Annotated in this window: 10 protein-coding genes; 3 read left to right on the forward strand and 7 right to left on the reverse strand. The window is 61.1% G+C overall.

What is annotated here, in order from left to right:
• Positions 1–36: 36 nt before the first annotated feature.
• Positions 37–1,878 (forward strand): sigma-54-dependent Fis family transcriptional regulator, encoded by a 1,842-nt coding sequence (locus AB1J88_RS10215; RefSeq protein ID WP_430290984.1) that lies wholly within the window; start codon positions 37–39, stop codon positions 1,876–1,878.
• Between the two features lie 187 nt (positions 1,879–2,065).
• Here the strand turns inward: AB1J88_RS10215 and cysS are convergent, their stop codons facing one another.
• Together cysS and AB1J88_RS10225 are read right to left on the reverse strand one after the other, a co-directional pair.
• Positions 2,066–3,448, reverse strand: coding sequence for a cysteine--tRNA ligase (gene cysS / locus AB1J88_RS10220; RefSeq protein WP_041073270.1), 1,383 nt, complete (start codon positions 3,446–3,448; stop codon positions 2,066–2,068).
• 22 nt (positions 3,449–3,470) lie between these two features.
• On the reverse strand, positions 3,471–5,171 hold the full coding sequence (locus tag AB1J88_RS10225; RefSeq protein WP_047291683.1) for a glutamine--tRNA ligase/YqeY domain fusion protein: 1,701 nt from the start codon (positions 5,169–5,171) through the stop codon (positions 3,471–3,473).
• A 251-nt stretch (positions 5,172–5,422) separates the two neighbouring features.
• Here AB1J88_RS10225 and AB1J88_RS10230 point away from each other — a divergent pair, with 251 nt between their 5' ends.
• Both AB1J88_RS10230 and lpxH read left to right on the forward strand, forming a co-directional pair.
• Complete coding sequence (locus AB1J88_RS10230; protein WP_027614639.1) at positions 5,423–5,929, forward strand: peptidylprolyl isomerase; 507 nt, start codon at positions 5,423–5,425, stop codon at positions 5,927–5,929.
• On the forward strand, positions 5,926–6,678 hold the full coding sequence (gene lpxH, locus AB1J88_RS10235) for a UDP-2,3-diacylglucosamine diphosphatase (RefSeq protein ID WP_262949223.1): 753 nt from the start codon (positions 5,926–5,928) through the stop codon (positions 6,676–6,678). The genes AB1J88_RS10230 and lpxH overlap by 4 nt, the downstream gene beginning before the upstream one ends.
• Before the next feature lie 103 nt (positions 6,679–6,781).
• Here lpxH and AB1J88_RS10240 read toward each other — a convergent pair whose 3' ends face one another.
• The 5 genes from AB1J88_RS10240 to AB1J88_RS10260 form a co-directional block, all read right to left on the reverse strand.
• Positions 6,782–8,311, reverse strand: coding sequence for a DHA2 family efflux MFS transporter permease subunit (locus AB1J88_RS10240; RefSeq protein ID WP_027614637.1), 1,530 nt, complete (start codon positions 8,309–8,311; stop codon positions 6,782–6,784).
• A gap of 236 nt (positions 8,312–8,547) precedes the next feature.
• A complete protein-coding gene (locus tag AB1J88_RS10245; protein ID WP_430290985.1) occupies positions 8,548–9,750 on the reverse strand; it encodes an efflux RND transporter periplasmic adaptor subunit in 1,203 nt (400 codons plus the stop codon).
• A gap of 14 nt (positions 9,751–9,764) precedes the next feature.
• Positions 9,765–11,234: an efflux transporter outer membrane subunit gene (locus AB1J88_RS10250; RefSeq protein ID WP_430290986.1), complete on the reverse strand. Its 1,470-nt coding sequence runs from the start codon at positions 11,232–11,234 to the stop codon at positions 9,765–9,767.
• Entirely contained in the window at positions 11,224–11,706 is a 483-nt protein-coding gene (locus AB1J88_RS10255; protein WP_430290987.1) for a MarR family winged helix-turn-helix transcriptional regulator, read from the reverse strand. Before AB1J88_RS10255 ends, AB1J88_RS10250 begins: the two co-directional genes overlap by 11 nt.
• A gap of 253 nt (positions 11,707–11,959) precedes the next feature.
• Complete coding sequence (locus tag AB1J88_RS10260; protein WP_430290988.1) at positions 11,960–13,186, reverse strand: HdeD family acid-resistance protein; 1,227 nt, start codon at positions 13,184–13,186, stop codon at positions 11,960–11,962.
• Positions 13,187–13,207 lie beyond the last annotated feature (21 nt).

Raw genomic sequence — 13,207 nt, forward strand, 5'->3', positions numbered from 1 at the left:
AAAATAATAAGAATGCTGCATCAGAGGCCCACCACCATGGCCGCACCTGCTCCGCCGCTGTCCCACGACGCGATTGTCCAGACCTCCTGGCAACGTTGCCGCGCCTTCGGCCTCGACCATCAAAGTGCCCCGGCCTTCGACCAACTGCCTGCCGCCGGCATTGCGCAATTGCTCGACCGTCACCACTCACTGGTGCAAACCACGCATCAGGAAGTGCTGCCGTACTACGAGAACATTCTGAGCAACTCCAATTGCCTGATCATGCTCGCTGACCACCACGGCCAGGTGCTGACATCCTGGGGCACCCAGCGCTTTATCGAGCCGAACCTGGCCCGGGGTTTTCGCGCCGGGGCGAGCTGGATGGAACGCTGCAGCGGCACCAATGCCATCGGCACCGCGCTGGCCTGCGAGCAAGCGGTGCACATCGAGCACGATGAACACTTTCTGAAAGCCAACCGTTTCATGACCGGTTCCGCCGCGCCGATTTTCGATGCCGAGCGCAAGGTCATCGCCGTGCTCGACGTGTCCAGCGACAGCTACCTGCCGCCCTCGCACACCTTGGGCATGGTCAAGATGATGAGCCAGACCGTGGAGAACCGGCTGATCCTCAACCTGTTCCACGGTCAGCACTTTCAGCTAACCTTCAACACCGGGTTGAACAACCTCGACAGTCAATGGGCCGGTTTGCTGATTTTCGATGAGAGCGGTCAAGTGCTGTCGGCAAATCGCCGCGCGGACAATCTGCTTGGCGTGCGCCTGTCGCGGGTCAGTGTCGAGAGCCTGTTCAACGTGTCGCTGCTGGAGCTGCTGAATCAGCCGGACGGCTTGCCGTTTGCCTTGCAGACCTCAGGGCGCAACCGTTTCCAGTGCCTGTTGAAGCGACCGCAACAGGCGCCGATTCAGCCTCGGGTATTTGCCGAAGCGAAAACGGCGCCGATCAAAGCGCCGGGCGTGATCAGCCTCAACTCTCTGCATTTTGGTGACAGCCGCGTAGAAAAAGCCGTGCGCCAGGCCGAACGCCTGCTGGAGAAAGACATTCCACTGTTGATCCACGGCGAAACCGGGGTCGGCAAGGAAGTCTTCGTCAAAGCGCTGCACCAAGCCAGTTCGCGCAGCAAACAGGCATTCATCGCCGTCAACTGCGCGGCGATCCCCGCCGAACTGGTGGAATCAGAACTGTTCGGCTATGAAAAAGGCGCGTTCACCGGCGCCAACCAGAAAGGCAGCATCGGCCTGATCCGCAAAGCCGACAAAGGCACCCTTTTCCTCGACGAAATCGGCGACATGCCGTTGCCGACTCAGGCGCGGTTGTTGCGGGTGTTGCAGGAGCGCTGCGTGCAACCGGTGGGCAGCAGCGAGTTGTTCGCGGTGGACTTGCGGATCATCTCGGCGACCAACCGCTCTTTACGCGAGCAAGTGCAATTGGGCCGATTTCGTGAGGACTTGTACTACCGAATTGGCGGTTTGACACTGGAACTGCCGCCGCTCAGAGAGCGCAGTGACAAGGAGGCGCTGTTCAAACGCCTGTGGGAGCAGCATCGTGAACCGACACAATGGGCCGGGCTCAGCCGCGAAGTGCTGGAGTTGTTCAGTCGTCATCCATGGCCAGGCAATCTGCGCCAGGTCAGCAGCGTGATGCAGGTGGCGCTGGCCATGGCCGAGGAACAACCGGTACGGCCGGAGCATCTGCCGGATGACTTTTTTGTCGATCTGGAGATGGAGCCGGTGGAGAGCGTGCAGCCGCTGGGGCTGGATCTGAATGATGTGGAGGCGTTGAACCGCGAGTTGAAAGCCGCCGGGGGCAATATTTCGCATCTGGCGCGCAGGCTTGGGGTGAGCCGAAATACGCTCTACAAGCGTTTGCGGCAGGCCGAATGACTGGTTGCCTGGGCGGACCCCATCGCTGGCAAGCCAGCTCCCACAGGGTTTCGGGTTATACGCAACACTCGTGAACAACAAACAACTTGTGGGAGCTGGCTTGCCAGCGATGGCGTCAACACAAGACCCAAAGCCCAAAAAACAAAACCCGCACAAGGCGGGTTTTGTTTTAACGCGGATCAGGCAATCAGTCAGCCAGACGCCAGGTCGTGCCGCCCTTGCCGTCTTCCAGCACCACGCCCATGGCGGTGAGCTGGTCGCGGATGCGGTCGGATTCGGCCCAGTCCTTGCCGGCGCGTGCCGCCAGACGTGCAGCAATCAGCGCGTCGACTTCAGCCGCATCGACACGCCCTTCGGCGCCCGCTTGCAGGAAATCATCGGCTTCCAGCTGCAACACACCCAGCACGCTCGCCAGTTCTTTCAGACGTGCCGCCAGACCGGCCGCTGCGTCGAGATCGTTCTCGCGCAGACGGTTGATCTCACGCACCATCTCGAACAGCACGGCGCAGGCTTCCGGCGTGCCGAAGTCGTCGTTCATCACCGTGGTGAAACGCTCGACGAAGGCTTCGCCGCCAGCCGGAGCAACGCTCGGCAAGCCTTTCAACGCGTGGTAGAAACGCTCGAGTGCGCCCTTGGCGTCCTTGAGGTTGTCTTCCGAGTAGTTGATCGCGCTGCGGTAGTGGCTCGACACCAGCAGGTAACGCACGACTTCCGGGTGGTACTTGTCGAGCACGTCGCGAATGGTGAAGAAGTTGTTCAAGGACTTGGACATCTTCTCGCCATTGATACGGATCATGCCGCAATGCATCCACGCGTTGGCGTAGGTCTTGCCGGTGGCCGCTTCGCTCTGGGCGATTTCGTTTTCGTGGTGCGGGAACTCCAGGTCGCTGCCGCCGCCATGAATGTCGAACGTTTCACCCAGGCAGCAGGTGGACATCACCGAGCACTCGATGTGCCAGCCCGGACGCCCGGCGCCCCACGGCGATTCCCAGCTCGGCTCGCCCGGCTTGGCGGCCTTCCACAGCACGAAGTCCAGCGGGTCTTCTTTCGACTCGTCGACTTCGATGCGCGCGCCGATGCGCAAGTCTTCGATCTTCTTGCGCGACAGCTTGCCGTAGCCCATGAATTTGGCAACGCGGTAGTACACGTCGCCATTGCCCGGAGCATAAGCGAAGCCCTTGTCGATCAGGGTCTGGATCATCGCGTGCATGCCCGGAATGTGATCCGTGGCGCGCGGCTCCATGTCCGGCTTCTTGATGTTCAGGCGCGCTTCGTCTTCGTGCATCGCGGCGATCATGCGTTCGGTCAGCGCTTCGAACGACTCACCGTTCTCGCGGGCACGATTGATGATCTTGTCGTCGATGTCGGTGATGTTGCGCACGTAGGTCAGGTCGTAACCGCTGAACCGCAACCAGCGGGTCACCAGGTCGAACGCGACCATGCTGCGGCCGTGGCCGAGGTGGCAGTAGTCGTACACGGTCATGCCGCACACGTACATGCGCACCTTGTTGCCATCCAGCGGCTTGAAGACTTCTTTGCTCTTGGTGAGCGTGTTGTAGATCGTCAGCACTTTATATTTCCTTGACGCTAAATCACTGGCCCCACGAATCACGCAGGGTCACGGTACGGTTGAATACCGGCTGACCTGGTTTCGAGTCCTTGATGTCGGCGACGAAGTAGCCTTCGCGCTCGAACTGGAAACGGTCTTCCGGCTGTGCATTGCCAAGCGATGGCTCAGCACGACAACCGGTCAGCACTTGCAGTGAGTCAGGGTTGATGTTGTCGAGGAAACTCGCGCTGTCTTCGGCCTTCTCCGGGTTCGGGGAACGGAACAGGCGATCGTACAGGCGCACTTCGCACTCGATGCTGGCAGCGGCCGGCACCCAGTGGATCACGCCTTTGACCTTGCGGCCTTCAGGGTTCTTGCCGAGGGTGTCCGGGTCGTACGAGCAACGCAGCTCGACGATGTTGCCGTCGGCGTCCTTGATCGCTTCGTCGGCACGGATCACGTAGCTGCCGCGCAGACGCACTTCGCCGTTCGGCTCCAGGCGCTTGTAGCCCTTTGGCGGTTCTTCCATGAAATCATCGCGGTCGATGTAGATTTCACGGGCGAACGGCAGCTGGCGCACGCCGAGTTCTTCTTTCTGCGGATGACGCGGCAGTTCGAGGTTTTCGACCTGACCTTCCGGGTAGTTGGTGATCACGACTTTCAACGGACGCAGCACGCACATGGCACGCGGCGCGTTCGCGTCCAGGTCCTGACGGATGCTGAACTCGAGCATGCCGAAGTCGACCACGCCATCGGAACGGTTGGTGCCGATCATGTCGCAGAAGTTACGGATCGACGCCGGCGTGTAGCCACGGCGACGGAAGCCCGACAGCGTCGACATGCGCGGGTCGTCCCAGCCATTGACGTGCTTTTCATCGACCAGTTGCTTGAGCTTGCGCTTGCTGGTGATGGTGTAGTTCAGGTTCAGACGGCTGAATTCGTACTGGCGCGGGTTGGCCGGCACCGGCAGGTTTTCCAGGAACCACTCGTACAGCGGACGATGGCTTTCGAATTCCAGGGTGCAGATCGAGTGGGTGATGCCTTCGATGGCGTCCGACTGACCGTGGGTGAAGTCGTAGTTCGGGTAGATGCACCACTTGTCACCGGTCTGATGGTGATGGGCGTGGCGGATGCGGTACATGATCGGGTCGCGCAGGTTCATGTTCGGCGAGGCCATGTCGATCTTGGCGCGCAGCACGCGGGCACCGTCCGGGAACTCACCGGCGCGCATGCGCGCAAACCAGTCGAGGTTCTCTTCCACCGAACGGTCGCGGAACGGGCTGTTCTTGCCCGGCTCGGTCAGGCTGCCACGGTATTCCTTGGCCTGCTCCGGCGTCAGGTCGTCGACGTAGGCCTTGCCGGCCTTGATCAGCTCGACCGCCCAGTCGTGCAACTGGTCGAAATACTGCGAGGCGTAGCGCACTTCGCCGGACCACTCAAAGCCCAGCCACTTGACGTCGGATTCGATCGCGTCGATGTATTCCTGGTCTTCCTTGGCCGGGTTGGTATCGTCGAAACGCAGGTGCGTGACGCCGCCGAACTCCTGGGCCAGGCCGAAGTTCACACAGATCGACTTGGCGTGGCCGATGTGCAGGTAGCCGTTGGGCTCAGGCGGAAAACGGGTGACGATCTGGGTGTGCTTGCCCGAGTCCAGGTCTGCCTGGATGATCGGCCGCAGGAAATTGACCGGCACGGCAGGGCCGGACTTGGCATTCGAGGTAGGGTCGACAGTGGGCTTGCTCATAGGATCCTTGACTTACATGTGCGCGGCCGCAAAGGGGGCCAGACAAAACAAAGCCGCTATCATAGCCGATGCTGTCAAGGGGCTGACAGAGCGCGGCCTATAAAGGCGTGCATTTAATCGACGGGTTTTGGAAAAACAGCCTCGAAATTCGCGCCTGTCACGCTAAACTGCGCACCTTGGCCGATGCAGGCTGAACCGGTTGCGGGGCTGAATGTCCCAGAACCACGAATTCCTTATAAAGAGTAGCGATCATGACTCAAGTCAAACTGACCACCAACTACGGCGACATCGTCATCGAACTGGACGCGGAAAAAGCGCCGATCACCGCTGCCAACTTCATCGAATACGTTAAGAAAGGTCACTACGAGAACGTGGTGTTCCACCGCGTGATCAAGGGCTTCATGATCCAGGGCGGCGGTTTCGAACCTGGCATGCAGGAAAAGAAAGACAAGAGCCCAAGCATTCAGAACGAAGCTGACAACGGTCTGAAGAACGAGAAGTACACCGTTGCCATGGCCCGCACCATGGACCCGCATTCGGCCTCGGCGCAGTTCTTCATCAACGCCACCAACAACAGCTTCCTCAACCACACCGCCAAGACCGCTCAGGGCTGGGGTTATGCCGTGTTCGGTAAAGTGGTTGCCGGTACCGACGTCGTCGACAAGATCGAAGGCGTTGCCACCACTTCCAAGGCCGGTCACCAGGACGTGCCGAAAGACGACGTGATCATCGAGAAAGCCGAGATCATCGAAGCGTGATATTGCTGATTTCAGATTTGCATCTGGAAGAGGAGCGCCCGGACATCACCCGGGCGTTTCTGGATTTGCTCGCCGGACGCGCCCGCTCGGCGAGTGCGTTGTACATCCTCGGCGACTTCTTCGAAGCGTGGATTGGCGACGACGCCATGACGCCCTTCCAGCGTTCCATCTGCCAGGCCCTGCGCCAATTGAGCGACAGCGGCACGGCAATCTTTCTGATGCACGGCAATCGCGACTTCCTGCTCGGCAAGGCCTTCTGCAAAGCAGCCGGCTGTACGCTGTTGAAGGACCCGAGTGTCGTGCAGTTTTACGGCGAGCCGGTGCTGCTGATGCACGGCGACAGCCTGTGCACCCGCGACGAAGCCTACATGAAGCTACGGCGCTACCTGCGTAACCCGATCACCCTGTTCATCCTGCGCCACCTGCCACTGAGCACCCGCCACAAACTGGCGCGCAAGCTGCGCAGCGAAAGCCGTGCGCAGACGCGGATGAAGGCCAACGACATTGTCGATGTCACCCCGGAGGAAATTCCGCGGATCATGCAGCAATACGGGGTGAAAACCCTGATTCACGGCCATACCCATCGCCCGGCGATCCACAAGCTGCAGCTCGGCGAGCAGGCGGCGAAGCGGATTGTGCTGGGGGATTGGGATCGTCAGGGTTGGGCGCTGCAGGTGGATGAGAACGGGTTTGCCCTGGCGCCGTTCGACTTTGCCCCGCCGCCGGCCCTGCCCGCTCCCGCAATCTAAAAGCCAAGATCAAAAGATCGCAGCCTGCGGCAGCTCCTACAAGGAAACGCATTCCAATGTAGGAGCTGCCGCAGGCTGCGATCTTTTAGCGATCACCGCACAATCAATGACCGGAAGCAGCCGGCCCGGCCTTCGCCGCAAACGGTGGCTTCGCCAGCCACACAATCAGAATCAGCCCCATGAACCCCCAGCCCAGCAACGTGAAGTAATCCACGGTGGAGAGCATGTACGCCTGGCTGGTGAGGATCTGATCCATCTGCGCGTACGCCGATTGGCTCGCGCCACCTAAATGATTCAACGTCTCGCGGGTCGCCGGCTCGAAAGTACTGATGCTTTCGCTCATGTACGCATGATGCTGATCGGCGCGGCGGATCCAGATCCACGTGGTCAACGATGCCGCAAAGCTGCCGCCCAAGGTGCGCAGGAAAGTCGCCAGACCGGCGCCGTCGGCGATCTGGCTAGGTGGCAGGTCGGACATCAGGATGCTCAGGGTCGGCATGAAGAACAGCGCCACGCCAATCCCCATGAACAGCTGCACCAGGGCGATGTGCTGGAAGTCCACCTCGTTGGTGAACTCGGCGCGCATGAAGCAGCTCAGGCCAATCGCGAGGAACGCCAGACCGGCCAGCAGGCGCAGGTCGAACTTGTTCGCGTACTTGCCGACAAACGGCGACAACAGCACCGGCAGAATCCCGATCGGCGCCACCGCCAGACCGGCCCAGGTCGCGGTGTAACCCATCTGGGTTTGCAGCCACTGCGGCAGGATCAGGTTGATGCCGAAGAACCCGGCGTAACCCAGCACCAGCACCAGCGTACCGATGCGGAAGTTGCGATGGGCGAACAGGCGCAGGTTGACCACCGGGTGCTGGTCGGTCATTTCCCAGATGACGAACACCGCCAGGGCGATCACCGAAATCGCCGCGCCGATGATGATGAAGTTCGACTCGAACCAGTCCAGGTCATTGCCCTTGTCGAGGATCACCTGCAACGCGCCGACGCCGATGATCAGCGTGATCAGACCGACGTAGTCCATCGGCTGCCGACTGGTCTCCACCGGGCGCTTGGCCAGTTGCGAGCGCACCACCATCACCGCAAAGATGCCGATCGGTACGTTGATGAAGAAGATCCACGGCCAGCTGTAGCTGTCCGTGATCCAGCCACCGAGAATAGGCCCGGCAATCGGCGCGACCACCGTGACCATCGCCAGCAATGCCAGAGCCATGCCGCGCCTCGCGGGCGGATACACGGCAATCAACAACGTCTGCGTCATCGGGTATAGCGGCCCGGCCACCAGGCCTTGCAGCACGCGAAAGCCGATCAGTTCCGGCATCGACGTCGAGATACCGCAGAGAAACGAGGCCAGCACGAACAGAATGGTGGCCCACAAAAACAGCTTCACCTCGCCAAAACGCCGACTGAGCCAGCCGGTCAGCGGCAGCGCGATGGCGTTGCTTACGGCAAACGAGGTGATCACCCAGGTGCCCTGCTCCGAACTCACCCCGAGGTTGCCGGAGATCGTCGGCAGCGCCACGTTGGCGATGGTGGTGTCGAGCACTTGCATGAACGTCGCCAGCGACAGGCCGATGGTGCTGAGCAACAGGCTGGGCGGCGTGAAAGAGGCGTTATTGCTCATTGTGAATCCTATGAAACCAGGTTGACGCCCTGTCTGTTACAGACACAGCAGCCCTTGTGGGGAAAAATCAATGTTGCAAGGAAACACTGTGGCGAGGGGATTTATCCCCGATAGGCCGCGAAGCGGCCCCTCCTTTGATTCAGAAAAGCCGGGCCTGCTGCGCAGTCCATCGGGGATAAATCCCCTCACCACAGTAAATCTCATCACCTTGAGAACCTGTTCCCACAGGGAACGTATCAGCGTTGCGCGGTCTTGCTCACCGCAGCGCTGTTGTCGTGGATCAGCTGCGCAATCATCGCGTCGGCTTCAGCCAGTTGGCGGTCGTAGACGTTGGTGCTGAACGAGGCCTTTTGCGGCGGTTGCTGGGCCAGCACCGGGCCGCTCTGGTCGTGCAGGTTCACTTCAACGTTGGTCGACAGACCGACCCGCAACGGATGCTTGGCCAGTTCTTCGGCGTTGATGTGAATCCGCACCGGCACACGCTGCACGATCTTGATCCAGTTGCCGGTGGCGTTCTGCGCTGGCAACAGAGCGAACGCGCTGCCGGTACCGGCGCCGAGGCTGTCGACGGTGCCGCTGTACTTCACGCTGCTGCCGTAGATGTCGGACTCGATGTCCACCGGTTGGCCAATGCGCATGTCACGCAGCTGGGTTTCCTTGAAGTTGGCGTCGATCCACAGTTGATCCAGCGGAATCACCGCCATCAGCGCGGTGCCTGGCTGTACGCGCTGACCGAGCTGCACAGTGCGCTTGGCGACGTAACCGGTAACCGGCGCGATCAGGGTGCTGCGGGCGTTGGTCAGGTACGCCTGACGCAGATCGGCAGCGGCCGACATCACGTCCGGGTGCGACGAAACCACGGTGTCATCGACCAGCGCGCTGGTAGTTTTCAGTTGTTGCCTGGCGTTGGCCAGGGCGTTTTGCGCCGAGGTCAGATCGTCGCGGGCGTGGGACAGTTCTTCCTGGGAAATCGCCCCGCCAGCAGCGAGGTTTTTCCGCCGGTTGTAGTTGTCCTGAGCCTTCTGCACTTCAGCCTGTTGCGCGTTGACCTGGGCTTTCATGCCGTCAACGTTGCTGTACAGGCCGCGCACCTGACGCACGGTGCGCGCCAGTTTCGCCTGGGCACTTTGCAGGCCGACTTCGGCGTCGTTCGGGTCGAAGTTGACCAGCACCTGACCTTCGTGAACCAGATCACCATCGTCAGCGCCAATGCTGACCACGGTGCCAGTGACCAGCGGCGTGATCTCGACGACGTTGCCGTTGACGTAGGCGTCGTCGGTGCTTTCGTTGAAGCGCCCGATGAATTCGTGATACGCCCACACGCCAGCCCCGGCGAGCAGGACCAAGACGGCCAGCACCAGCAGCATGAATTTGCGCTTGCGTGGATTGCCAGTGTCGGGAGTGTTGGCTTGAGTTTGGGTGTTTTCGGCAGTGGCCATGACAAATACCTGAATTAGTTGTGCGACGTGGCTGGGGTGGCGTTGGCTGCGGTCAGGGTTTCGCCCTGAAAGCCGCCGCCCAGCGCTTGCATCAGTTGAATCGACAGGTCGATCTGCTCGGCATTGAGGTTGGCCAGCTGACGCTGGGCCTGCAGCAATTGCTGCTCGATGCTGAGCACGTCCAGGTAGTTGCCGATGCCGGAACCGTAACGCTGGACGACGGTGTTGTAAGAATCCTGAGCAATCTCGGTGGCGTGTTGCTGCGCGCCGATCTGCCGGCCGATGTCACGCAACTGGTTGATCGTGTCGCTGACATCACCGAGGGCTTTCACCAGGCTTTTGTTGTACTGCGCCACCGCCAGATCGTAATCGGCGTCACGCGCATCGAGGTTGGCGCGCAGGCGCCCGCCGTCGAAGATCGGCACCGAAATGGTCGGGGCGATGCTGAAGAAGCGACTGGCCGACCCGAACATCGCGTCACCCAACAAGGATTCGGCACCGGCCGAAGCCGTGAGGTTCAAGTTGGGATAGAAGCGGGTTTTCGCCGAGTCGATGTCTTTGCTCGCTGCCTCTACGCGCCAGCGCGCAGCGACCAGATCCGGACGCCGACCGAGCAGCTCTGCCGGCAACACCGACGGCACCGCCACGGCGCTGGCTTGCAGAACTTTCGGTCGAGCAATTTCGTTGCCGCGATCCGGGCCTTTGCCGAGCAGCACGGCCAGAGCGATTTTCGCGCTGTTCAGACGTTTTTCAGCGTCGATCAGGCTGGCTTCGGAACTGGCCTCAAGGCTTTGGGTTTGCTGGAACTGGTACTGGCTGTCGATCCCGGCACTCAAGCGGCGCTGGCTCAGATCGAGCATCTGTTTGGTGCGTTTGAGGTCTTCGTTGGCCAGGTCATAAACGATGTGCGCCTGCCCCAGATCGCTGTAGGCGCGGGCCACGTCGGCGGCGAGGGTCAATTGCGCGGCCTGACGATCGACTTCAGCAGCGCGAGCCTGACCAAGTGCAGCTTCCCAGGCATCACGCTGGCCGCCCCACAGGTCGAAGTTGTAGTTGAAGCCGGCGCTGACGTTACGCACGGTGGCGTAGGCATCGCCCTGCCCGCGCGGGTCCTGATCCTTGGCCAGGCGCGAACGGCTGATGCCGGCGCTGGCGTCGAGGGTCGGATAACGTTCGGCATCGGCGGCATACGCGGCGGCGCTGGCCTGATGGGCGCGGGCTGCAGCGATCTGCATGTCCGGGCTGTCGTGCAGCGCTTCGCGGATCAGCCCGTCGAGTTGCGGATCGCCGAGGCTGGTCCACCAGTCGCTTTTCGGCCAGGCGGCCGGCGACAGGGTCACGCCGCTGAGGGATTGGCTGGCGTTGAGGCTTTTCGCATCGAGGTTTTGGCCTTGAGTGTCGAGGCCGCTGTAGTTGGCGCAACCGGCGAGGATCATCGCCGACAGCAGCAGGGTCAGGCTGCTGCGCAAGGTTTTACCGCTCATTATGTTCACCTAAGCGCTGGATCGTGATCGGGTCACCGGCTGCCAGCAGGATTTTCTTGAGGATGTATTCCAGGGTTTTCAGCTCTTCACGAGAGATGGCGCCGGCCAGTTCATTCATCGCATCGGCGCCGATGCAGGGCAGGCGATCGGCCAGTTGCTGGCCCTGCTCGGTGAGCTTGAGCTGCACCTGACGGCGATCGCCTTCGCTGCGTTGGCGAACCAGGAAACCTTTCTGCTCCAGACGATCGAGCATGCGCGTCATCGAACCGCTGTCCAGCGACAAATGCCGGCACAGCTCGGCCGGGGTGTCGACGCCGAACTGGGCCATGATGATCAACACCTTGAATTGCGCGGCGGTGATGCCGTGGGGTTCCATGTGGGTGTCGATGATCCGGTCCTTGAGCAGCGCGGCACGGCCCAGCAACAGGCCGAGATGGCAATGTTTGAATTCGTCCGGGGTGAAATGCTTCATGTGCTCACCTAATAACTGCCTAGGCAGTGAATGTATGTCGAGATGTTACTGCCTAGGCAGCGAATGTCAACGTAATAGTTAGGTTGCTTTGTAATTAGTTGACCAGTGGAGTGGGTTTTGTGTTTGGCGGGCGGACGCTATCGCTGGCAAGCCAGCTCCCACAGGTTTCTATGGTGTATGTGAATTTTGAGTTCACCACTGACCCTGTGGGAGCTGGCTTGCCAGCGATTGGGACAACCCGGTTTAAAGCCGATCAGACTTCATCGGAAGGACGGGCAGCCGCCGGCGGCTGGAGGGGATGCACTTCGCGCCCGCGCAAGGCCGTCAGCGCATAACCGCAAGCGCGTTTGATCACCGCATACATGCTGTGCCAGCCCGGCGGTGCCGGCTCGATCGCGGCATGCAGCGCCCGGGCGTAATCAAGCAGCAAACCGGGCGTCCAGGCCATCACTTCGGCGCGTTTACGCACCTGCGCCGCCACCCTGAACTCGGGGCTGAGTATCACTCTGGCGAAATCGAGCATGCTCGAATGCCCGCGATTCATCGCCCCTTCAAGGGCTGCTTCGAGGCTGTGGGCGACGGCACTCGAGCAGTTGCGGCTGGTGAGGTTGTATGTGCTGTTCTGCCGATATTCGCTCCAGAACGCCTGCAACCGCCGGGCGTCGTAGTGAGCAAAACTGACCTGAACCGAAGACGGGCACCAGTCCGCCACCTCCCCCGCATAGTCCGGCAGAAACCGCCCGGCGACATCGTTGTTCGGCGTCGCCCGCAGCAAGCGCACGAAATCCCCCGCCGAACGATCGATGTCGTCCAGCGGGTAATGGCTGATGTAAATCTCCGGGCCACATTCCAGTGCCGCGTGGCCAGCCGAGATCACGCCGTTGATGTCGACCGCGGCGATATAGCGGTTGAGCAGACGGTTGCGCACCAGAATGTCATCGACGGTGCCGCTGGGGGTCCAGACATGAATGACCAATGCGTCGCTGCTGGCCGGCGCACTGAGCGCAACAGGGTTAGTCAGCGGCGGCAGGTGCCTGAAGCGCACGGCTTGGCGCAACAACGCGCAGCCCGACAGAAGCAGGCTCATGCCGATGCAGAACGGCACCGTGCCCTTGTACAGCGTCGGATACGGCTCAAGGATAAACACGCCAAAGCCGAGTTCGAACAACCCCGCCAGCAGCGACACTTGCCAGCCGACAAAGCGCACCACCACCGCAGCCGCCAACCTGAAGACCCCATCAACGATGAAAGCCCCGCCAAACAGCACCGCCAGAATCAGCCCGGCAGCATGTTGCCGGTCAACGATCAGCAGCCCCAGCAAGAGAAACGCCAGACCTCGCGCTTTACGCAGGGCCGCAGCGGTCCCGGTCTGCGGTGCAGGCACCAGCAGCAGGATCAGCGCTTCGAGCAACAACAGATAGCCGAAGAGATGCAGCGGGAAATACAAAACGCCATCCAGCGCATCGATGAAGATCGCCACCCGGCCGCGCCCCAGACAATG

Origin of the sequence: Pseudomonas sp. S8, from assembly GCF_050473925.1 — a bacterium.
Lineage (GTDB): Bacteria > Pseudomonadota > Gammaproteobacteria > Pseudomonadales > Pseudomonadaceae > Aquipseudomonas > Aquipseudomonas parakoreensis.